Annotated in this window: 16 protein-coding genes and 2 pseudogenes; 10 read left to right on the top strand and 8 right to left on the bottom strand. The window is 72.7% G+C overall.

Features of this window, described 5'->3' with window-relative positions; translation table 11 throughout:
- Window positions 1-2 precede the first annotated feature (2 nt).
- The 4 genes and pseudogenes from L3i22_RS08450 to L3i22_RS08435 form a co-directional block, all read right to left on the bottom strand.
- Entirely contained in the window at window positions 3-1,952 is a 1,950-nt protein-coding gene (locus tag L3i22_RS08450) for a DNA polymerase Y family protein (protein WP_221326416.1), read from the bottom strand.
- Between the two features lie 602 nt (window positions 1,953-2,554).
- A pseudogene (locus L3i22_RS08445) lies at window positions 2,555-3,319 on the bottom strand (hypothetical protein); the annotation flags it as partial.
- A gap of 828 nt (window positions 3,320-4,147) precedes the next feature.
- Window positions 4,148-4,549, bottom strand: a complete 402-nt coding sequence (locus L3i22_RS08440) for an SAV_6107 family HEPN domain-containing protein (RefSeq protein ID WP_221329853.1) — start codon at window positions 4,547-4,549, stop codon at window positions 4,148-4,150.
- A 725-nt stretch (window positions 4,550-5,274) separates the two neighbouring features.
- Window positions 5,275-5,790 (bottom strand): hypothetical protein, encoded by a 516-nt coding sequence (locus L3i22_RS08435; RefSeq protein WP_221330615.1) that lies wholly within the window; start codon window positions 5,788-5,790, stop codon window positions 5,275-5,277.
- Window positions 5,791-5,799: 9 nt separating this feature from the next.
- On the opposite strand from L3i22_RS08435, the gene L3i22_RS08430 reads away from it, so the two are divergent.
- Window positions 5,800-5,979 (top strand): hypothetical protein, encoded by a 180-nt coding sequence (locus L3i22_RS08430; RefSeq protein ID WP_255658049.1) that lies wholly within the window; start codon window positions 5,800-5,802, stop codon window positions 5,977-5,979.
- Window positions 5,980-5,986: 7 nt separating this feature from the next.
- On the opposite strand, the gene L3i22_RS08425 is transcribed toward L3i22_RS08430, so the two are convergent.
- The gene (locus L3i22_RS08425; protein WP_221326415.1) at window positions 5,987-7,936 is read right to left on the bottom strand and encodes an amino acid transporter; all 1,950 of its coding nucleotides are present in this window, start codon (window positions 7,934-7,936) and stop codon (window positions 5,987-5,989) included.
- A 74-nt stretch (window positions 7,937-8,010) separates the two neighbouring features.
- Between L3i22_RS08425 and L3i22_RS08420 the strand changes: the two genes are divergently transcribed.
- The 6 genes and pseudogenes from L3i22_RS08420 (at window position 8,011) to L3i22_RS08395 (ending at window position 13,862) form a co-directional block, all read left to right on the top strand.
- A complete protein-coding gene (locus tag L3i22_RS08420; RefSeq protein WP_221326414.1) occupies window positions 8,011-8,817 on the top strand; it encodes an SDR family NAD(P)-dependent oxidoreductase in 807 nt (268 codons plus the stop codon).
- Window positions 8,818-8,822: 5 nt separating this feature from the next.
- On the top strand, window positions 8,823-9,497 hold the full coding sequence (locus L3i22_RS08415; protein ID WP_221326413.1) for a monooxygenase: 675 nt from the start codon (window positions 8,823-8,825) through the stop codon (window positions 9,495-9,497).
- A complete protein-coding gene (locus L3i22_RS08410) occupies window positions 9,494-10,072 on the top strand; it encodes an N-acetyltransferase (RefSeq protein WP_221326412.1) in 579 nt (192 codons plus the stop codon). Before L3i22_RS08415 ends, L3i22_RS08410 begins: the two co-directional genes overlap by 4 nt.
- A gap of 3 nt (window positions 10,073-10,075) precedes the next feature.
- Window positions 10,076-10,987, top strand: a complete 912-nt coding sequence (locus L3i22_RS08405; RefSeq protein ID WP_255658048.1) for a carotenoid biosynthesis protein — start codon at window positions 10,076-10,078, stop codon at window positions 10,985-10,987.
- Window positions 10,988-11,060: 73 nt separating this feature from the next.
- A pseudogene (locus L3i22_RS08400) lies at window positions 11,061-12,254 on the top strand (glycosyltransferase family 2 protein); the annotation flags it as partial.
- Between the two features lie 117 nt (window positions 12,255-12,371).
- Window positions 12,372-13,862: an NAD(P)/FAD-dependent oxidoreductase gene (locus tag L3i22_RS08395; RefSeq protein ID WP_221326410.1), complete on the top strand. Its 1,491-nt coding sequence runs from the start codon at window positions 12,372-12,374 to the stop codon at window positions 13,860-13,862.
- A gap of 134 nt (window positions 13,863-13,996) precedes the next feature.
- Here the strand turns inward: L3i22_RS08395 and L3i22_RS08390 are convergent, their stop codons facing one another.
- The 3 genes from L3i22_RS08390 to L3i22_RS08380 all read right to left on the bottom strand — a co-directional run bounded on the left by L3i22_RS08390 (window position 13,997) and on the right by L3i22_RS08380 (window position 17,592).
- Complete coding sequence (locus L3i22_RS08390; protein ID WP_221326409.1) at window positions 13,997-15,724, bottom strand: substrate-binding domain-containing protein; 1,728 nt, start codon at window positions 15,722-15,724, stop codon at window positions 13,997-13,999.
- Between the two features lie 134 nt (window positions 15,725-15,858).
- On the bottom strand, window positions 15,859-16,614 hold the full coding sequence (locus tag L3i22_RS08385; RefSeq protein WP_255658046.1) for a class I SAM-dependent methyltransferase: 756 nt from the start codon (window positions 16,612-16,614) through the stop codon (window positions 15,859-15,861).
- Window positions 16,615-16,668: 54 nt separating this feature from the next.
- Window positions 16,669-17,592 carry a LysR family transcriptional regulator gene (locus tag L3i22_RS08380; protein WP_221329850.1) on the bottom strand — a complete coding sequence of 308 codons (924 nt, stop codon included), beginning with the start codon at window positions 17,590-17,592 and terminating at the stop codon, window positions 16,669-16,671.
- A gap of 143 nt (window positions 17,593-17,735) precedes the next feature.
- Between L3i22_RS08380 and L3i22_RS08375 the strand changes: the two genes are divergently transcribed.
- Genes L3i22_RS08375 through L3i22_RS08365 form a run of 3 tightly spaced genes read left to right on the top strand, consistent with a single transcriptional unit; the run spans window position 17,736 to window position 21,095 of the window.
- Complete coding sequence (locus L3i22_RS08375; protein ID WP_221329849.1) at window positions 17,736-18,404, top strand: succinate dehydrogenase cytochrome b subunit; 669 nt, start codon at window positions 17,736-17,738, stop codon at window positions 18,402-18,404.
- Window position 18,405: 1 nt separating this feature from the next.
- Window positions 18,406-20,352 (top strand): fumarate reductase/succinate dehydrogenase flavoprotein subunit, encoded by a 1,947-nt coding sequence (locus tag L3i22_RS08370; RefSeq protein ID WP_221326408.1) that lies wholly within the window; start codon window positions 18,406-18,408, stop codon window positions 20,350-20,352.
- Window positions 20,352-21,095 (top strand): succinate dehydrogenase/fumarate reductase iron-sulfur subunit, encoded by a 744-nt coding sequence (locus L3i22_RS08365; RefSeq protein ID WP_221326407.1) that lies wholly within the window; start codon window positions 20,352-20,354, stop codon window positions 21,093-21,095. The genes L3i22_RS08370 and L3i22_RS08365 overlap by 1 nt, the downstream gene beginning before the upstream one ends.
- Window positions 21,096-21,229 lie beyond the last annotated feature (134 nt).

Below are 21,229 nucleotides of genomic sequence, written 5' to 3'. Positions count from 1 at the left end.
CGTCAGTCATAGATCGCCTCCACCGTCCACTGCCCCGCCGCCAGCGAGATCAGCACCGCCCGGCCGTCGGCCAGCATCATCTGGAACCGCGCCCGCCGCCGGGCCTCCTCCCCCGCCCACCACCGCTCGTCGATCGGCCACGGCCCGGCCCACCCCCGGATCGCCAGCGGCGCCGCCCGATCGACGGTCAGCGTGGTGGGCACCCCGGTCAACTCGAGCCGCGCGGAAACCCCCACCGGCATCCCGGTCTCGTCATGCACCACCGCCGCGATCGGCTCCCCCAGCACCACCGCGGGTGACGGCCGGGCCAGACGACCAGGCCAGGGTGGTTGCTTTTTAACCCCCAACCGCTTCGGAGGTACGGCCGTAGCCCCGTTCCCGATCGTCACGTCGGCCACGGCGCCCGGCTCCGCGATCAGCCGCAGGTGCGAGGCCCGCTCCTCCGTCGCCCCGCCGCCCTCCGCCGGCGCCCCGCCGCCTCCCGCCCGCGCCCCGCCGCCCTCCGCCCGCGCCCCGCGGTCTCCCGCCCGCGCCCCGCCGCTCTCCGTCGGCGCCCCGTCGCCTTCCGCCGGTGACCCGTCGCCTTCCGCCGGTGACCCGTCGCCTTCCGCCGGCGGGATCGGGGCCGGGAGACTTCGCAGCTCGACCGGCCGGCGGGGCAGATCCGGCGCGATCGACCGGTCCAGCACCGGCACCGTGCGCAGCCCCGGGATCGGCTCCTCGTGCGGCGCGGCCGGCCGGCTCGGCGACCGCTCGTCACCCCACGGCACCAGCCGGACCTGATCGTCCCCGGACCGCCCGCCCCCGATCACCGGCGTCACCACCGACTCCGGCCCGAGCAGGCCCTGCACCCGGCTGAACGCCCGGTGCGCCCGGTCCCGTTCGGCGCCGGCGTCGCCCCACAGGCCGGGCTGCAGGCCGGCGTGCACGAGGATCCCGTCCGGGATCAGGCTCAGCCGGACCAGTCCCGCGGTCGGCCGGGCCGGCGCGTTCCGGCGGGCGCCGGTCAGCCACCCGTCGAGCTGCCAGCGCACCCGCTCGGCGATCGCGGCCGCGGTGAGCAGGCCGTCGTGCCGCCAGACCCGGTGCAGTTCCTGGCCGTCCGCGGTGACCGCCTCGACCCCGAGCCGGGTGCAGGCCAGCCCGTATCCGGCGAGCCGTTCGTGCAGGCGCTCGGCCAGCACCCGCCCGGCGAAGGCGGCGGTGTCCACCCGGTCCAGCGGCTCGTCGTACGTCTCGGTGACCGCCAGGTCCGCCGGCGGCTGCCGGACCGCGAGCGGCCGGTGATCGCCGCCGCCGGCCAGCCGGTGCGCCAGTGCCCCGTCGAACCCGAACCGGGTCAGCACGTCCCCGGCCGGCAGCGCCGCGAACTCGCCCAGCGTCTTCGCCCCGAGCCGGCGCAGCAGGTCGGCGAGCTCCGGCCGCTCCAGCGCCTCGACCGGGAACCCGGCCAGGAAGTCCGCGGTCCGCCCGGGCTCGACGATCTTCCCGTCCCGGGCCGCGATCCCGGCCGCGAACACCCCGTCGGCGATCCCGATCTGGCTCTCCACCGCACAGGTCTGCGCGATGTGCTCGACGATCCGCTCGGCCGCGGCTTCCTCCCCCCGGTAGTACCGCGACGGCCCACGCGCCGCGAGCGCGCACGCCCCCGGCCGGACCACCTCGACCCCGGCCGCGACCTCCTCGATCGCCGCCACCACCGGCTCGAACGCCCGCGCGTCCCGCCCCGGGTCATGCTCCACCACGATCAGTTGCGGACACCGCCCCTGCGCGTCCCGCCGCCGCAGCCCCCGCCGCACGGTCTCCCGCCGCGCCGCCTCGGAGCAGGCCAGCACCCGGTTACCGGAGAACACCGCGATCGGCTCCGCCGCCGGCACCCCGAGCACGATCTCCGCCGCCACCACCGGCCAGTCCGGACACCAGACCAGCAACGTCCGCACCGCCACCCCCATCACTCCCCCACCGACGCCCCCAGCGGCCCCCCGCCATCCCCCAGCCCCGCAGCACCCAGCCCCGCAGCACCCAGCCCCGCAGCACCTCGGCCCACAGATTCCCGGCCCGCCCCGTCCCGATCCGCCCCCGAGCCCGCCCCACCCCTCGCCGCACCCGAGGCCGCCCCACCGAGATCCCCAGCCGAACCCGCACCGTCCCGGCCCGCGCTCACACCCTGCTGATCCACGGCCAAACCCACCCCGAGCCGATCCCGCAGAAGCACGGCCGAGCCCGCTCCACGCCGCCTCCGCCCACTTCCTTGCCGCCGCCCGCTCTCCCCGGCCCAAGAGTTGTCAGCCCCACCCGGCGCCACCCCGGCCCGCCCCGACCCTCCGGCCGAACAGGACGACCAGCCATCCGGAACCGCCGGAACCGCCGGAACCGCCGGCACCGCCGGCACCGAGCGAAGCGGCCGACCCTCCGCCGAACCCGAAGCAGCGGCCTCGACCGACTCAGGGACAGAGCGAAGCGGCCGACCCTCCGCCGGACGCAACACGGCGGCCTCGGCCGACTCGGGCACGGAGCGAAGCGGCCGACCCTCCGCCGGACGCAACACGGCGGCCTCGACCGACTCGGGCACGGAGCGGAGCGGCCGCCCCTCCGCGGGCGGCGGGATCGCGGGAGTGCCGGGACGCAAGTCCGGCCCGGCGCCGCGGCTCGCCACGGTGTTCGGGCGAGCGGTCAGGCCCGGCATCCAGAGCGTGATCTCCCGGGAGCGCGCGGCCGCCCCCCGCCCGTTGGCGGTAACCGTGACCTCACGACGGCGCAGACGGCCCCACCCGTCCCCGAGCCCTTCCCATTGACCGTTGCTGACCTGCAGATTCACGTCCGCACCGGCCCAGGCGCCGAACGGCATCAGCACGCTGCCCCGCTGCCGGGCCCGGGCCGCGAGCCGGCTCACGACCGGCCCGGAGACCGCCCCCGGCACCGCCGTGACCACCACGTCCACCCCGTCGATCAGCGCGGCCACCACGGTCGGCCAGTCCGGCCCCGGATCGGGAACCAGCGCCAGCCGCTCCAGCGCGATACCGGTCTCGGCCGCGGCGAGCGCCCCGAGCGTCGGCAGTCCGACGACCGCACACCAGGAACCGGCCCGGGACGCGGCCGCGAGCAGAGCCAGCATCAGCGAGGTCCCACCACCGGCGGACGCGGCCCGGCCACCGGCCACCGCCACCGTGCTACCTCGTCGCAGCCCCCCGCCGGGCAACAGATTGCCCAGCTCAGCCACGACCGGAAGCATCCGGTGCGCACCCGGCCGATCCGTCTCGCTCGCGGGCCGTACCAGCCCGGCAAGGGCCGCCGTCCCGCTGATCATGCGCCCAGCCATCGTGCCCCGCTCTGTTCCCCGTGTATTCCTCAAACCGCGGCGACACCCCACCCCAGCCCCGAATCCGCCCCTCTCCGAAGCACGGCCCCCAGCAACCCACCAACCGAACCCCCACGAAACCCACCCGACCGACGACCCCTCGCGGAACCCGCCAGCCGACAACTCCCGCCGAATCAAGCGGCCGACACCCCACGCACCCACCGGGCGACATCCCCACGGCATCCCCCGGGCGACCCGCACGGGATCAAGCGAGCGACAGCCTCGCGGGCGGCGCACGAAGCCCAAGCCACAGCTCAGCGCGGAAAGATCGACGAACGATGCGGCGGGCCGGCAGTGTCTGGCCAGGCGCTACCGGCCCGCGGCACCGCCCGCCGACAGCTCAAGCCGACGAACCAAGCCCACGGTCCAAACCAACCGCTCACCCCAGCCGCTCAACCCGGCAGGCCAACCGACCCGGGCCAACCGCCCCAGGCCAACCGCCCCAGGCCCGACCGGTCCAGGCCGCCCACGCCAGCCCAGGCCAACCGCTCAGATCAGCCGGGCCAACCGCGCGGAGCGCCCCCGGCCTCGCCGGCCGACCAACCGACCGGCCGGCCGGGACGTCGGGCATCCGAGCGGCCGGACGTGGGGCGGCCGGGTCGGGCAGCCGGACGTCGGGAGGTCGGTCTGGCCGTCGAGCCGTCGGTCGTCCGGTCGTCCGCTCAAAGCGACAACTCGGGCCAACAACTCAGGTAGGCGGATCAAACTGGGAGGTCGAGCCAACCGATCAAGCTGGCGGGTCAGGGCGACGAATCGAGCCGGCGGGTCCACGAGCGATGATCCGAGCGGTCAGGCCGCCAACGGCGGCTGATAGGAAACCCCGAGCGACGACTCCGCCACCGTCACGAACTGCTCCGCCGCCCGCAGCAGGTCATCCGCCTCCCGGGCGCTCACCACATGCGGGATGCCGGCCTCGGCCGCCGCGCGTTTGCCGGCGCCGAGGGCGAAATAGCCCGCCCAGTCGCCGAACTCCGGCGCGACCAGCACCAGCAGCGACCAGACACTGGTCGCCCTGGTACGCCGCCCGGGTGCGGCCGGGCGAGCCCGGGCGGCGAGCAGAGCCGCGGCCGCGCGCAGAGCGGCCAGGTGCGCCGCCGCGTATCGCAAGCCGTCGGGAGTCGTGTGCGCCGCCTCGGACAGGCCCTGCCGGGCCATCGCCAGCAGCTGAGTGGGGCTGCGGTGCGGCAGCATGTGCGCCGGGACCGTGGGCGCGTCGGCCCGGGCGGTCGCGCCGGGCGCGGAATCCTGCCCGGGGACCGGCGTGAGGCCGGGGGCCGCGGTGATCGCCATGGTCGTTTCTCCTCGCCTGTTCCGCATCCGGACGTACTGGCCGAACCGGACCGCTGCGGAGGAAGGCGCAACGGGCCAAACCTGAGCCGCTCCGGGGGAGCGACCGTGAGGCCGGGGTGCCGGGGCTCCACGGGCAGTGGGAGCCCCGGCGAGCAGACCGGCCGGATGTGAAGCTTCCCCACACCACACCCGGCCGGCCGGCTACCGGCGGGTCCGTCGCCCGCCACCGGGGGTCGGGGGCAGCGAGCGACGGCCTGCCTTGTCACGAGGCCCGAACCCGCGAATGCCCGGACCACGCATGCGGCACTTCGCGGTGCCGCGCCCGGAAGACACGCCGCGAAACACGCTCCCGGGGTCGGATCGAACGCCCTTTCGAACATCCGTTCTAACTACTGCAGAGACTAACACCCGCCTACGACAAAAAGGCAACCTCCACGGCAGCCAGGCGCCACTTTTTCGAACAGATGATCGAACTCCGGCCGCCCGGTCGGGGCAGGGTCCGCGAAGGCCACAAATCACCCGAACAGCCGCTCAGAACATCCCGCCGGAAGGCCCGGACGCCCCGACAACCGCCTCCCCCGCGGCCGTCCGCATGTAGAGCACACTCCGCCCGGCCCGCCGCCGGGTCACCAGCCCCGCCCCAGCGTGTTCGGCACGAAAAGCAACTGAGCCCCGGAGATGTCCCGCGGCGGACAGTCGTAGGCGTTGATCTGCAGGCGTCCCCCGCCGAGCCACCGCATCCCGCCGCGCATCCGGTCCAGTGCCGCCTGCCATCCGCCCAGGCTGAGCTGCCGGGTCCGGGCCAGCACGTCCGCCTCCAGCAGGCGCCGGCGCCGCGGCCAGTCCGGCTCGATCGCGGTACGCCAGATCCAGGTCAGCAACTCCGCGATCCGCGCGCCGAGGTCGTCCCGGTCGAGCGCCCCGGGCAGCCGCCCGTCCAGTCCGTCCGCGAGGTTCCGCCGGGCGTCCGCGGGCGGGGTGTCCCGGACAACCGCCACCTCGGCGTCGAACGGCTGCTCCACGGCGGCCGGCGGGGGCGCGACGAAGTCCGCGATCCAGTGCGGCCGCAGCGCCGCCTCGACCCGCTCCGCGGTGATCGGATCGTCGGCGAGCCGGGCCGTGGCCAGGCGCTCGGCCTGCACGGCTCCGGGATGCTGACCATGCAGGCGGTGTGCGCGGCGCTGGCCGGCGCGCTCGCCGAGCTGACCTCGCCGGCGAGCGCGATCACGCTGCTGGCGGCCGCCTCGGTCGCGGTCACGCCGGCACTGGCGCCGGCTCTGCGGGAGCCGGCGCCCGACCGCACGGGACCGGGCTCACGACGTACCAAATAATTGTTTTTCAACCGACGTGGACGCCCGGGCGCCTCTCGCTGTCGGGCTCGGTCTGCCGGAGGATCTCGCGGACCACCGGCGCCGTGTCGCCGCGACCGAACAGCAGGTAGCGGAACAGATGCCCGAGCGGGCTCCCCTCCGCCCACTCGAAGTAGCAGTGCGGCCGCACGCCGGTCGCGTCCCGCAGGGCGAGCAGGATCGCCGCGATCGCGTTCGGCGCGGCCGGGCTCTCCGCGCGCAGGACGCGATGCCGGCCGACCTCGATCCCGCGCACCTTGAGGACGTCGCTGAACTCGGACGGGTCGACGACGTCGATCTCCAGGAAGAGGATGTCGGCGCGGCCGGGCACCGGGTTCATGCCGCGCTGCTCGCCCTCCTTGGCCTCGTACTCCGCCGGCTCGCCGGACTGCCGCTGGTTGGCGATGACGTTCAGCTCGCCGTCGTGCACGATCGAGTCGGCGATGAAGCGCCGGGCCGTCTCGTCGAACTCGATCCGGTCGGCGCGCAGCTCGGTGGTCCGGGTGATCCGGGAGATCAGCGAGACCAGGATGATCCCGGCGATGAAGACCGCGGAGATCGCGATGCCGTCCGGTTTCTCGACGATGTTGTCGCCGAGGGCGTAGAGCAGCACCAGGGTGAGCGCGGTGAAGCCGAGGCCGGCGCCGCGCTGCCGGGCCCGCCACGCCGAGATGGTCACCGCGACCGCGCCGGAGACCATCATCGCCAGGATGCCTGTCGCGTACGCCCCGGCCTGCGCGTTCACGTCGGCGCCGAAGGCGATCGTGATGCCGACGCTGATCACCGTGTAGACCAGCACCACCGGGCGGACGGCGCGGCCCCACTCCGGCGCCATGCCGTAACCGGGCAGGTAGCGGGGCACGATGTTGATCAGGCCGGCCATCGCGGACGCCCCGGCGAACCAGAGGATCAGGATGCTGCTGATGTCGTAGACGGTGCCGAAGACCTCGCCGAGCTTCTCGTGCGCCAGGTAGGCCAGCGCCCGCCCGTTCGCCGCGCCGCCGGCCTCGAACTCGGCCGGCGGGATCAGGACCGTGGTCACGAAGCTGGTCGCGATCAGGTAGACGCTCATGATCGCCGCGGCGGTGGTGAGCAGCTTGCGGGTGTTGCGCACCCGGGACGCCATGTCCTCGGCCTTGATCAGCGGCATCATGCTGACCCCGGTCTCGAAGCCGGAGAGCCCCAGCACCAGCGCGGGGAAGGCGAGCACGGACGGGCCGACGATGTCCATGAACCCGCTGCCGTGCTCGGTCAAACGGTCGGTCCACGCCGAGAACGCGCCCGGGGTGCCGAACACGTCGACCAGGCCGACGATCGTGACCACGGCGTTGAGCAGCAGGAAGATCGCGACCAGCGGGATCGCGACGCCGACCGCCTCGCTGAAGCCGAGCAGGAAGACGAAGCCGAGGACCAGCAGCAGCACGACGGTGATCAGCACCTCGTGGCCGTGCATGAACCCGGGCAGATACGGATTTTCCGACATGTGCACGGTGGCGTCGGCCGCGGACAGCGTGATCGTGATGATCCACGAGGTGCAGACGAACCCGAGCAGCACCAGCACGAAGATCTTGCCGCGCCAGAACGGCAGCAGTTTCTCCAGCATCGCCACCGAGCCCTGGCCGTGCGGGCTCTCCTTGGCCACCCGCCGGTACATCGGCAGCATCCCGAGCAGGGTCAGCGCCACGATCAGCAGCGTGGCCAGCGGGGAGAGCGCGCCGGCCGCGAGGGCCGCGATCGCCGGCAGGTAGGACAGTGTGGAGAAGTAGTCCACCCCGGTCAGGCACATCACCTTCCACCAGGCCTGCTCGTGCTCGGTGTGCTCGGACTCCGGGCCGACCGGATGCACCCGATTGGCCAGCAGCCATCGGGACAGGGGGCGCTGGGACACGCGCTCGCGCACCGGCTCCACCACCGCCGGAACGTTTATCTCGGTGCTCATTGACCCTCTCCTCCGCCACGTGCAGATGTCAGGATGCACTAGGCGTACGACAGTTCGGGCCCCAGGAGGCGTTCATGCCGCAGACGATCGTGATCACCGGCGGCAGTTCGGGCATCGGCCTGGCCGCCGCCGAGCAACTGGCGGCGGCCGGCGACGAGATCGTGCTCGTCGGCCGCGATCCGGACCGCCTGGCGGCGGCCGCCGCCCGGGTCGAGGCGGCCGGGAACGGTCGCGCTCCGCTGCACTTCCGGGCCGATTTCGAAAACCTCGCCGACGTACGGCAACTGGCCGCGAACCTGCTCGACGAACTCCCGGAGATCCACGTCCTGGCCAACAACGCCGGTGGCATCATCGCCCGCCCGCGGGAGACCGTGGACGGCTTCGAAGCCACCATGCAGTGCAACCACCTGGGCCCGTTCCTGCTGACCAACCTGCTGCGGGAGCGGCTGGCCGGCGGTCGCGTGGTGAACACGGCGTCCCGCGCGCACATGCAGGGCCGGCCTGGGACGAACTTCGCGGACGAGTACAAGTCGTACAGTCAATGGCGTTCCTACGGGGCCAGCAAGTCGGCCAACATCCTCTTCGCGGCGGAGGCCGCCCGCCGCTGGCCGGATGTGCTGAGCGTCTCCTTCCACCCCGGCGTGGTCCGCACCAACTTCGGCTCCGGCAGGCTGACCCGGTTCTTCTACCGGTACGCGCCCGGCCTGGTCACCCCGGAGGCCGCCGGCGCGCTGCTGGCCTGGCTCTGCACCACCTCGGAGCTGACCAACGGCGCCTACTACGACGGCCGGAAAGTGGCCCGCCCCGCCGCGCACGCCCGCGACCCGGAGCTGGCCGCCGCCCTGTGGGAGTCGAGCCGGACCGCGACGGGGCTAACCTGACCGGAATGCGCGACGACGTCACCCTGCACGTCTGGCGGGTGCCGCGACGCGCCCTCGGCCCGGCCATGCTGCGCATGGCCTTCGCCCGCCATCACCTGCGCGGCGTCCGGTTCGGCAAATTCCTCGGCACCGGGACCGGAACGACCTTCGGGCCGGGCGACGCCGATCTCTCCCGGTGGGCGGCGCTCACGGTGAGCGATTTCCCGGTACGGTTCCCCGCCTGGGACCGGATCGCCGAAAGTCACGCCCGGATCGAGTTGGAACCGCTGATCAGTCGCGGCACGTGGTCCGGCCGGAGTCCGTTCCGGCCCACCGGTCGCCGCCACGACGGCATGGTGCTGGCGCTGACCCGGGCCCGGCTGCGGCCGACCCGGGCGCTGCGGTTCTGGCGGGCGATCCCGGCCGTGGCCCGGGAGGTCGCCGAGGCGCCCGGGCTGCTCGCCCGATTCGGTGTCGGCGAGGCGCCGATCGGCTGGCAGGGCACGGTCAGCGTGTGGCGCGGCGCGGCGGATCTCACCGCGTTCGCGTACCGTCAGCCGGAGCATCGCGCGGCGATCGCCCGGACCCCGGCCGACCGCTGGTACGCCGAGGAGCTTTTCGCCCGGTTCGCGGTGCACGGGATCAGTGGTGACCGGTCCGTGCTGGGCTGGGCGCAGGGACGGGAGCGGACGGAGCGATGAGGCTCGTAGCGTGGCAGCCGGACGACCTGCTCCGGCGGCTCGACGACGTGGTCGGTGTCTACGGCGAGGCGATGGGCTATCGCCAGGAGCTGCTGCAGACCCGCCGGGGGTACATCGGCTCGCACGTGCGCCGGCCCGGGTTCCGCGCGGTGGCCACGCTGACCACCGAGGGCCGGCTGATGGGCTTCGGGTACGGATACACCTCCGCGCCCGGCCAGTGGTGGCACGACCAGGTCAAGTTCGCCGTCGACGAGGACTCCCGGCGGCAGTGGCTGGGCGACTGCTTCGAGGTCGTCGAGCTGCACGTCCGGCCGACCGCCCAGGGGCACGGGGTGGGCGCCCGCCAGCTGCGCGCCCTGCTCGCGATGGCCAAGGGCCGCACCGTCCTGCTCTCCACGCCGGAGGCCGACGAGCAGGCGTCCCGCGCCTGGCGGCTGTACCGGCGGTACGGTTTCGTCGACGTCCTGCGGCACTTCTACTTCCCGGGCGACGAGCGGGCGTTCGCCGTCCTGGGCCGGGAGCTGCCGCTGGCCGAGCGCCCGGTCGAGGACGCCCCCGGCATAGCCGGCACCTGACCGATGCCCACCCGGCGCCCGTCCGTGCCCACCCGCCGGCCGTTCCTCCCCACCCCCCGGCCGTTTCTCCTCACCCGCGGGCTCACCCCCACCCGGCGGCTGACCGATCCTGCCCAGCGCTCGACCGGGCCCGCCTCGCCTCTGACCGCGGCCGCCCGCTGGTTGCCCTGGGGGCTGCTCGGGGTGCTCGTGCTCGCGCAGATCTGCTATCCGCTGACCGAGGGTGACACCCGCGCCCACCTGACCGTGGCCACCGTGCTGCTCGGCGTCGCGTTCTCGCTGACCCACGCCCTGCTGGCCCGCGGCCCGCGCGCGGTCGGCGCGCTGCTGCTGACCGCGACGCTCGGCGGCTTCGCGGTCGAGGCGATCGGGGTCGCCACCGGCTTCCCGTTCGGCACCTACGAGTACTCCGGCCGCCTCGGCCCCCGCCTGCTCGACGTCCCGTTGATCATCCCGCTGGCCTGGACCTGGATGGCCTGGCCGGCCTGGCTCGCCGCACTGCGCGTGGCCCGCGGCCGGCTCGCCCGCATCGCCCTCGCCGGCGCCGGACTGGCCACCTGGGACCTCTTCCTCGACCCGCAGATGGTCGCCGAGCACTACTGGCGGTGGGCCGACCCGGTCCCCGCGCTCCCCGGCGTCCCCGGCGTCCCGATCGGCAACTACCTGGGCTGGCTGGGCTTCGCCCTGCTGCTGATGGCGGCCCTGTCGACGGCCGCCGGTCAAGCCGCCACGCTCCCGGCACCGTCCGACGCGCCGGCGCTCGCGCTCTGGCTCTGGACCTACGCCTCGTCGGTGCTCGCCCACGCGGTCTTCCTGTCCCTGCCGGCCTCGGCCGCCTGGGGCGCCCTGCTCATGGGCACCGCCGTCCTCCCCCTCATCCCCCGCCTCCGAACCCCGCCCCCGGTCGGCCGATGACCAACCCTCGCCCGCTCACCACCCCCGGCCCGCCGACGACCAACCCTCGCCAGGCCGCCCGGCACGGTCTCGGATGACCGCGCTCTGGCTCCTGCTGGTGCCGCTGGTGCTGCTCACCGGCCACACCGCGGTCAACGCGCTCCTGCTGCGCCGCCCGCCCCGGAACGCGACCACCACCGAGCACATCGCCGTCCTCCTCCCCCTGCGCAACGAGGCCGGCCGCGTCACCCCGTGCCTGCAATCCCTGCTCGCCCAGCAGGGCGCCCCGAACCTGACCATCCACGTCCTCGACGACGGCTCCACCGACGGCACCGCCGACGTGGTCCGGTCGATCGCCGGTCCGGCCCTCGGACAACGCCTCCACCTGCACACCGGCGCCCCACCCCCACCCGGCTGGCTGGGCAAGCCGCACGCCTGCCACCAGCTGGTCCAGGCCGCCACCGAATCGTCCATCCCGGACATTTCGCCGGATCGCGGCGCCTCGATGCCAAATCCCGCAGCCTCGATACCGGATCGCGCAGGCTCATTACCGGATCGCGCGGGCTCGCGGCCGGACGTGCTGATGTTCGTCGACGCGGACGTGGTCCTGGCGCCGGACGCCGTCGCCGGCGCGGCCGACCTGCTCCGCCGGACCGGCGTGACCCTGCTCAGCCCGTACCCCGAGATCGTCGGCACCGGCCGCCTCGTCCAACCGCTCCTGCAATGGTCCTGGCTCACCTTCCTCCCGTTGCGCGCGATGGAACGCTCCCCGCGCCCGTCGCTGGCCGCCGCCGGCGGCCAGTGGCTGGTCCTGGACCGCGCCGGCTACCAGCGAGCCGGTGGCCACGCCGCGGTCCGCGACGAGATCCTCGAGGACATCGCCCTGGCCCGCGCGGTCAAGCGCACCGGCGGCCGGATCGCCCTCGCGGACGGCTCCCACCTGGCCACCTGCCGCATGTACGACTCCTGGCGCGACCTCACCGACGGCTACGCCAAATCGCTCTGGTCGAGCTTCGGCTCCACCGCGGGCGCGGCCGCCGTCGTGGTCCTTCTCCTTCTCCTGTACGTCGTCCCGCCGCTGCTCACCCCGCTCGCCGTGCTCCCGGCGCTGCTCGCCTACCTCCTCGGCGTCACCGGCCGGGTGATCACCGCCCGCGCCACCGGCAGCCGTGCCCTCCCGGACGCCCTGGCCCATCCGGTCTCCATCCTCCTCTTCGGATACTTGATCGTTTTGTCTGTCCACAGGCGGCGGACCGGTCGCCTCTCCTGGCGCGGCCGCCCCCTCACGGTTATCCACAGGAACGGCATTCCATCCGACGGAGCCGCCGAGAATCACGCATCATCGCGGGACGGGCGAGCGGGCTGAAGCAAGCAGGCAAACAGGCAAGTGGCAGGGGTGGGAAGCATGAGTGAGATCGTGGTGATCGGCGCCGGCGTCGGCGGCCTGGCCGCGGCCGTCCGGCTGGCCGGGGCCGGCCACCGGGTCACCGTCCACGAGCGATCCGGCGCCGTCGGCGGCAAGCTGGCCTCCTTCGAGCGGGACGGTTTCCGTTTCGACACCGGCCCGAGCCTGCTCACCCTGCCGGACGTCTTCACCGGCCTGGGCCTGGCGCTGCGCCCCGAGCCGCTGGATCCGGTCGTCCGGCATTTCTTCCCGGACGGGACGGTCCTCGACTCGTCCGCCGACCACGACGTCTTCCTGGAGCGGATCGCCACCGCCCTCGGGCCGGAGGCGGCGCACGACTGGGCCCGCTTCTGGCGTCGCGCCGAGCGCGTCTGGCACGCCTCGTGGGAGTCGGTGCTGCAGCGCCCGGTCACCGCCGCCACCCTGGCCCGGCTCTCCTGGCGGGTCCGGGACCTGGCCGCGATCGCCCCGGGCCGGTCGCTGCGCGCGCTGGGCCGTCGTTACCTGCGGGACCGGCGGTTGCGGATGCTGCTGGACCGCTATGCCACCTACGCCGGCGCCGATCCCCGCCGGGCGCCGGCGGCACTGGCCGCCATTCCGTACGCCGAATTGGCCTTCGGGGGTTGGTATCTGCCGGGTGGTCTGAGCACGCTGGCCGAGGCGCTGCGGGCCCGGTGTGCGGAGCTGGGCGTCCGGATCGAGCTCGACTCCCCGGTCGCCGCGATCGTCGCCGACCGGAAGGTGCCCGGCGTCCGGCCGACCGACGGGCACGAGGTCCGCGCAGGCCGGAAGGTGTCCGGCGTCCGGCTGGCCGACGGGCGTGAGGTCCGCGCCGACGTGGTCGTCTCCAACGTGGACGCCGCCACGCTCTACCGCGACCTGCTGCCCACCCCGAGAGCCCTGGCCGGGCTGGCGGATCGCAGCCTGGCCGGGTTCGTGCTGCTGCTCGGCGTGCGCGGGGAGACGCGCGAGCTGGCCCATCACAACGTGTTCTTCCCGCGGGACTACGACGCCGAGTTCGACGCGGTGTTCGGCGGGCCCGGGCGGCGGGCGCGCCCAGCCGGCGATCCGACGGTGTTCGTCACCCGGGCGCCGGATCCGGCGGTTCGGCCGGCCGGGCACGAGGCGTGGTTCGTGCTGGTCAACGCGGCGCCGCAGGGCACCGGGGAGGCCCAGGTGGACTGGCGGCGGGCGGGGCTGGCCGAGGCGTACCGGGACCGGGTTCTGGAGGTGCTCGCCGCGCGCGGACCGGACGTACGAAATCGTCTGGTCTTCGCGGAGATCCGGACGCCGGCCGATCTGGCCGACGCGACCGGGGCGCCGGGCGGGGCGATCTACGGGACCGCCGGCGGCCTGATCCGCCCGGCCAACCGTGGCCCGGTCGACGGATTGTTCCTGGTCGGCGGCTCGGCGCACCCGGGCGGCGGGCTCCCCATGGTCACCCTCTCCGCCCAGATCGCCGCCGCCCAGATCGGCCCCGCGGTGCCTTGACCGCAACCACCACGCATTTCGCCCGTCGTCGCCGAGAGCGCAACCACCACGCATTTCGCCCGTCGTTGCCACGAGCGCAACGACCCAACGGGGCGAAATGCCGCCGAGCGGAGCGCGGCCATCAGACCCAGCGATCAAGACTTGGCATGCGCCGCCAGGAATGCCTGGGCGATCCCGGCGGCCAGGTCGGCGGGGTTGCGGGCGGCGATCGTTTGGCCGCCGGTCGCCTTGGCCATGCCCTGCAGGGCCGGCATGTTCGCGTCCGGGCCGTAGCCCACCGCGATCACCGGCACCGGCCGGGCCGGATCAGCGGCGGCGGTCAGCTTCTTCAGGAAGTCCGCGTTGGTCATCTTGAACCGCGTCCCGCCGTCCGACCCGTCGGTGAGCACCACCACCACGGTCGCCGTGTTCGGCCGGGACAGGCCGCGCATCTCGGCGACCCCGTCCAGCACGGTCTGGTAGAGCGGCGTCCCCGCGTTCGCCACCGGCCGGTACCCGCCGATCTTCGCGGCGAGCTGGTCCCGCCGGGTCTTCCCGTCGCTGCCCGCGATGATCGGCCCGAACGGGACCTCCTCGGTGTGCGCCGGGCTGTTCGCGGCTGGCGTCCCGAAGAACCACATGCCGATGCTGGTGTCATCGCCGAACAACTGCGCGGCGCTGGCCCCGGACTCGCGGAGCAGCGACGCCTTGGTGACGGTCCGCCCGGCCCGGTCGGTGATCTTCTCGTTCATCGAGCCGGACGCGTCGATCAGCAGCAGCACCTGGAACGCCACCGACTTGTAGCCGGCCCACTGCTGCGCCGCCCCGAACAGCGCGGCCGGGTCGGCGGGCAGCGGCAGCGCCCCCTTGGTGGCCGCGGACCGGAACCCGGCCGCGGTCAGATCGTCGGCGGTGATCGCCTCACGCAGCCGTTTGACCAGGTCGGCCTGGGCACCTTTGTGGACGGCGTACGGATAGTCCGCGTCCACCTGCCCGTCGGCCGGCGGCGCGCCGGTCAGCCGTACGTCGTGCGTCTCCTTCTGATACGCCGCGAGCTGCTGTTCGGTGGTCGGGAAGACGCCCACGTCGTAGGTGGCCGCGGTCGAGTCGACCTCCCCGGCCATCTGCTTGAGCAGCCCGGCCGGGTCGGCCGAGGCGCTCTCCAGCCGGCTGCGCAGGGTGAGCGCCTGCAGCTGGGCGATGCCGGCATCCGCGTTGGCCCTGGCGGTGGCCTGGTGGATGGCGAAGACGCTGAGCAGTCCGGTGGTGGCCAGGGTCGGGTCGGGCATCCGGACCGCGGGCAGCCGCTTCTGGATGGCGCCCTGCACCATCGCGGTCCAGGAGGTCGCGCCGTTCGGGGCGAAGAGGCTGCCGATCGCCTCGGGTCCGGCGATGACCAGCGGTGACCAGGCGAGCGGCGGCCCGCTGACGGTGTAGCCGGCGCCGCGTGACCTGGCGGCGGCCAGCCAGGCGCTGCTGGACGGGATCCAGACGTCGGCCTGCGGTTTGGCGGCGAGCGCGGCGCCGGGCTCGAGGGCCTGCACCAGGACTTCCGAGCAGCGCTGCCCGCTCTGGGCGAGACCGGTGGCGGCGTGCTGGATCACCGGGGCGATCTCGGGCGCGGCGGCGACCCGCAGTTTCGGCGCGGGGCAGGGCGGCGCGGTCAGTGCCGAGGTCGGCGCGGGCGCGCTGGGCTGGGCGACCGGGGCACCACCGCGGTTGCTCATCAGTCGCCAGGCGATGCCGCCCGCGGCGAGGAGCACCAGGACGACGACCGCGGCGGCCAGCAGCGCACGAGCCCGCCCGGGCGGCGGGTCGTGATGCGGCTGGCCCCACTCGACCGGCTCCGGCAGTCGTGGGTCGGACCACTCGTTCTCTGGCATGCCACCTCGACATCGCGTGAAGATCGACAACTGTCAGTAAAGGCCGACACCGATGGTTGCGGATAGTAGTCCCGGATTTATGTCACGCAATGGCTCCTAAGGTTCCGCACAACATCTCGGCACATCCGCAATCACTAAGACATCAATCGAGGAGTGGCGATCGCGATCACGATGAACTCGCCGTCTCCGCTGAGACCGACCGGCTCACGGCCCCAGCCGCCGTAGATCCGGTCCACCCGGAACCCGGCCTCGCGCAGCGAGTCACGCAGTTCCGGCTCGGTCCGGAACCGCAGGGTCGCCGAGTTCGCCAGATCCCGTCCGTCGTCGAACCGGTAGCGCTCAGTGACGTGCCAGACGTTCGGAGCGACCTCTTCCGACTCGCTCCACGCCTCCACCACCTGGCCGTCGCCGAGCACCACGGTGCGCCAGGAGTCCTCCGGGTTCCACAGCTCCCACGGCTCGCGGGCCGGGTCACCGCTGTCGAAGACGAGGCGCCCCTCCGGGAGCAGCGCCCGCCGGAGCCCGCGCAGCACCCCGTCCCACTCCTCGTCGTCCACGAAGGACTGGGCGACGTGACTGGTCATGAACGCGGCGTCGAAGGAGCGCGCGGGCAACTGCCCGGCCGAGCCCTGCAGCCATCGCACGCCCGCGCCGCCGGGCTTGCGCCGGGCGGCGGCCAGCGCGGCGGGCGCCGGGTCGACGGCGGTGACCTCGTGTCCCGCCCCGGCCATCGCGATGGCCAGCCGGCCGGTGCCACAGCCCAGGTCGATCACCCGATGAGCGGAGCGCTCGGCGAGCACGGCCATGAAGAAGTCGTCGTCCCAGCCCCAGGGACACTCGGCGTCGTAGACCTCGACGAGTCGCGGGTCGTGGAACTCGCCAATCCACACACCCTGGACTGTAAACAAGTGGTGGGCAGTTGACTACCCTAAGTGGACGGAGGCTCAGAGAGCGCGTACTCCGAACGGGAGCCGGCCGGAGGTGATGTGCTCCAGCACCACCTCACGCAGCGCGGCCGCCGCGTGCGACAGCACCGCCGCCCGGCGCTGGGCCATCGCGATCGTCCGGCGCATCCCGGGCGGGGCCAGCGGCGTGGCCCGCAGCAGCGGCCGGTTGGCCAGCACCATGCTCGGCACCAGCGCGACCCCGAGCCCGGCCTCGACGAAGGCGAGCACCGCGTCCATCTCGCCGCCCTCGACCGCGAGCTTGGGGGTGAAGCCGGCCCGCTCGCAGGCGTGCAGGGTGACGTCGCGGATGTCGTACCCCTCCCGGAACATCACCATCGGGGTGTGCCGCAGCTCGCCGAGCTCCAGCTGCCGGGCGACGGTGAGCGGCGGCCCGTCCGCCACCGACGCCACCACCAGGCTCTCCCGCACCAGCTCGGTGGTGGTCAGGCTGGGGTCCACGCCCTGCTCGGACTGGACGATCAGCGCCAGGTCGAGGGAGTGCGCGAGCAGGCCGGCGATCAGGTCCTGCGAACTGCCCTCGCTGATGTGCAGCTTGACCTCGGGATGGTCGGCCCGGAACGTCCGCAGCACGGCCGGGACCAGGGACGAACAGAGGCTGGGGGTGGCGCCCAGGCGCACCTCACCGCGCCGAAGGCCGACGATGTCCTGCACCGCGTCGCGGGCCGCGTCGGCGTCGGCGACGATCCGCTGGGCCATCGGCAGGAGGGTCTCGCCGGCCACGGTGAGGTTGACCGCGCCCCGCATCCGCTCGAACAGCGGGGCCCCGAGTGAGGACTCCAGGGTGTGAATCTGCTTACTCAACGTAGGTTGCGAGATGCCCATAATGTCCGCTGCTTGGGTGAAATGTCGCGTCTCCACCACTGCTAAGAAGTACCGGAGTTGTTGCAGCTGCACCGTAATAGCCTATCTCTATGGCAACCGGCCCGATCATGCATTAGACGAATAGCTCAGGACTTCTTACCGTCCAGGTTGTGGCGGTAGACACTTCAGTTCCTAAAACCAAGAACGCGGCAGGGGCGACGGCAACGCCCACTCCGCGCAAGGTGGTCCGGCCCTCGTCGATCATCTTGAAGATCACCATGGCCGTCAGCGGCATCCTGCTGGTGCTCTTCCTTTACGTTCACATGATCGGCAACCTCAAGATCTTCTTGGGCGGCCCCGACTTCGATCACTATGCGCACTGGCTGCGGGATCTCGGCACGCCGCTGCTGCCGCACATGTGGTACCTGTGGATCCAGCGAGGCGTTCTGACCCTCGCCGTGCTCGCGCACATCTACACGGCCGTGGTGCTGACCATCCGGGCCAAGAAGGCCCGGCCGGTCAAGTACGCGCACCGGCCCAAGGTCCAGGGCAGCTACGCCGCCCGGACCATGCGCTGGGGCGGCGTGATCGTCTTCCTGTTCATCATCTTCCACATCCTCGACCTCACCACCGGCACGGTGAACCCGGTCGGAGACCACGAGCACCCGTACGCCAACGTCGTCGCGGACTTCGCGCCCGACCGCTGGTACGTGACGCTCTTCTACGCCCTGGCGATCATCGCCGTCGGGTTCCACCTGTGGCACGGGATCTTCAGCGCGGCCCGGACGCTGGGCCAGCAGACCGAGAAGGGTCAGCGCCGCGCCAAGGCGATCGCGCTGGTGCTCTCCGCGGTCCTGGTAGTCGGGTACCTCTCGGTGCCGTTCGCGGTGCTGACCGGATTGGTGGACTGAGATGACTGAGACGGATTTCTGGAAAGAGGGCGACCCGGTCGTCGACAAGGCCGCCCCGGACGGCCCGATCGAGACCCGCTGGGAGCGCCGCAAGTTCTCCGCCAAGCTGGTCAACCCGGCGAACCGCCGGAAGCTGACGATCATCGTGGTGGGCACCGGCCTGGCCGGCGGCTCCGCGGCGGCGACGCTGGCCGAGCAGGGTTACCACGTCAAGTCGTACTGCTACCAGGACAGCCCGCGCCGCGCGCACTCGATCGCCGCGCAGGGTGGCATCAACGCCGCGAAGAACTACCGCAACGACGGTGACTCCGTCTACCGGCTGTTCTACGACACGGTCAAGGGCGGCGACTTCCGTGCCCGCGAGTCCAACGTGTACCGGCTGGCCCAGGAGTCGGTGAACATCATCGACCAGGCCGTGGCGCAGGGCGTCCCGTTCGCCCGCGAGTACGGCGGCCTGCTCGACAACCGCTCGTTCGGCGGCACCCAGGTGTCCCGCACGTTCTACGCCCGGGGCCAGACCGGTCAGCAGCTGCTGCTCGGCGCGTACCAGGCCCTGGAGCGGCAGATCGGGCTCGGCAACGTCGAGATGAACGCCCGGCACGAGATGCTCGAGGTGATCCTGGTCGAGGGCAAGGCCCGCGGCATCGTGGTCCGGGACATGGTCACCGGCGAGATCACCACCGAGCTGGCCGACGCCGTGGTGCTCGCCTCCGGCGGCTACGGCAACGTGTTCTTCCTGTCCACCAACGCCAAGGGCTGCAACGTCACGGCGTCGTGGCGGGCGCACCGCAAGGGCGCGCTGTTCGCGAACCCCTGCTACACGCAGATCCACCCGACCTGCATCCCGGAGTCCGGCTCGCACCAGTCGAAGCTGACCCTGATGTCCGAGTCGCTGCGTAACGACGGCCGGGTCTGGGTGCCGAAGGCGCAGAAGGACACCCGCCGCGCCGCCGACATCCCCGAGGACGAGCGCGACTACTACCTGGAGCGCATCTACCCGTCGTTCGGCAACCTGGTGCCGCGGGACATCGCGTCCCGGGCCGCCAAGAACGTCTGCGACGAGGGCCGCGGTGTCGGCCCCGGCGGGCTCGGCGTCTACCTGGACTTCGCCGACGCGATCAAGCGGCTGGGGCAGCCCGCGGTCGAGGCTAAGTACGGCAACCTCTTCGAGATGTACGAGCGGATCACCGGCGACGACCCGTACCAGACGCCGATGCGCATCTACCCCGCCGTGCACTACACGATGGGCGGGCTCTGGGTCGACTACGACCTGCAGTCCACCGTGCCCGGCCTGTTCGTGGTCGGCGAGGCGAACTTCTCCGACCACGGCGCCAACCGGCTCGGCGCGTCCGCGCTGATGCAGGGCCTGGCGGACGGCTACTTCGTGCTGCCGAACACGATCAACAACTACCTGGCGGCCGGCCCGTTCCCGAAGGTCTCCACCACCGACGCGGCCGTCGTCGACGCCCGCAAGGAGGTCGAGGACCGGATCGCCAAGTTCCTGTCGATCGACGGCGACCGGACGGTCGGCTCCTTCCACCGCGAGCTCGGCCACATCATGTGGGAGTACTGCGGCATGGAGCGCTCCGAGGAGGGCCTGACCAAGGCGATCGGCCTGATCCGGGCGCTCAAGGAGGAGTTCTGGACCCGGGTCAAGGTGCCCGGTAAGGGCGAGGAGCTCAACCAGAACCTGGAGAAGGCCGGCCGGGTCGCCGACTTCATCGAGCTCGGCGAGCTGATGTGCATCGACGCGCTGCACCGGCGGGAGTCGTGCGGCGGTCACTTCCGGGCCGAGTCGCAGACCCCGGACGGCGAGGCGCTGCGCCACGACGACGAGTTCGGCTACGCCGCGGCGTGGGAGTACTTCGGCGCCGACGGCAAGCCCACCCTGCACAAGGAAGAGCTCGTTTTCGAATACGTCCACCCGAGCACGCGGAGCTACAAGTAATGGACATCAAGGTACGGGTGTGGCGTCAGTCCGGTCCCGACGACCGGGGCCGCATGGTCGCCTACGACGTGAAGGACATCTCCCCGGACGCGTCGTTCCTCGAGATGATCGACGTCCTGAACGAGAAGCTGATCCTCGACGGCGACGACCCGATCGCGTTCGACCACGACTGCCGCGAGGGCATCTGCGGCGCGTGCAGCATGGTGATCAACGGTGTGGCGCACGGCCCGGAGAAGGCCACCACCACCTGCCAGCTGCACATGCGCAAGTTCAACGACGGCGACGTGATCGACGTCGAGCCGTGGCGCGCCGCCGCCTTCCCGGTGATCAAGGACCTGATCGTCGACCGGACCGCCTTCGACAAGATCATCCAGGCGGGCGGTTACATCAGCGCCCCGACCGGCACCGCGCCGGACGCCCACGCCGCTCCGGTGCCGAAGAAGGACGCGGACGCCGCGTTCGAGGCGGCCACCTGCATCGGCTGCGGCGCCTGCGTGGCCGCCTGCCCGAACGGCTCGTCGATGCTGTTCACCGCCGCGAAGATCACCCACCTCGGCCTGATGCCCCAGGGCCAGCCCGAGCGGGACAGCCGCGCGATCGACATGCTCCAGGCGCAGGACGACGCCGGCTTCGGCGGTTGCACCAACATGGGCGAGTGCGCGGAGGTCTGCCCGAAGGGCATCCCGCTGAGCCTGATCGGCCGCCTCAACAGCGATTACCGCAAGGCGATCGCGAAGAGCTGACCTCATCCCGCCGCTGTTCCAGGCCGCTCTCGGGGCCTGGGCGAGCCCGGAGGTTGCCGTCTCCGGAGCTGCCGGTGGCTCCGGTGGCGGAACACGACAGGTGTTCCGCCACCGGACAAATCTCCAGGTGTCCG

Source organism: Actinoplanes sp. L3-i22 (assembly GCF_019704555.1).
GTDB lineage: Bacteria > Actinomycetota > Actinomycetes > Mycobacteriales > Micromonosporaceae > Actinoplanes.
This window is presented reverse-complemented; position numbering and strand designations above follow the sequence as displayed.

Excerpts from the sequence above, each read along its gene's own strand:
- L3i22_RS08450 (WP_221326416.1), bottom strand. The coding sequence starts at position 1,952 with ATGGGGGTGGCGGTGCGGACGTTGCTGGTCTGGTGTCCGGACTGGCCG.
- L3i22_RS08440 (WP_221329853.1), bottom strand. The coding sequence starts at position 4,549 with ATGCTGCCGCACCGCAGCCCCACTCAGCTGCTGGCGATGGCCCGGCAG.
- L3i22_RS08430 (WP_255658049.1), top strand. The coding sequence starts at position 5,800 with ATGCTGACCATGCAGGCGGTGTGCGCGGCGCTGGCCGGCGCGCTCGCC.
- L3i22_RS08425 (WP_221326415.1), bottom strand. The coding sequence starts at position 7,936 with ATGAGCACCGAGATAAACGTTCCGGCGGTGGTGGAGCCGGTGCGCGAG.
- L3i22_RS08420 (WP_221326414.1), top strand. The coding sequence starts at position 8,011 with ATGCCGCAGACGATCGTGATCACCGGCGGCAGTTCGGGCATCGGCCTG.
- L3i22_RS08415 (WP_221326413.1), top strand. The coding sequence starts at position 8,823 with ATGCGCGACGACGTCACCCTGCACGTCTGGCGGGTGCCGCGACGCGCC.
- L3i22_RS08410 (WP_221326412.1), top strand. The coding sequence starts at position 9,494 with ATGAGGCTCGTAGCGTGGCAGCCGGACGACCTGCTCCGGCGGCTCGAC.
- L3i22_RS08405 (WP_255658048.1), top strand. The coding sequence starts at position 10,076 with ATGCCCACCCGGCGCCCGTCCGTGCCCACCCGCCGGCCGTTCCTCCCC.
- L3i22_RS08395 (WP_221326410.1), top strand. The coding sequence starts at position 12,372 with ATGAGTGAGATCGTGGTGATCGGCGCCGGCGTCGGCGGCCTGGCCGCG.
- L3i22_RS08390 (WP_221326409.1), bottom strand. The coding sequence starts at position 15,724 with ATGCCAGAGAACGAGTGGTCCGACCCACGACTGCCGGAGCCGGTCGAG.
- L3i22_RS08370 (WP_221326408.1), top strand. The coding sequence starts at position 18,406 with ATGACTGAGACGGATTTCTGGAAAGAGGGCGACCCGGTCGTCGACAAG.
- L3i22_RS08365 (WP_221326407.1), top strand. The coding sequence starts at position 20,352 with ATGGACATCAAGGTACGGGTGTGGCGTCAGTCCGGTCCCGACGACCGG.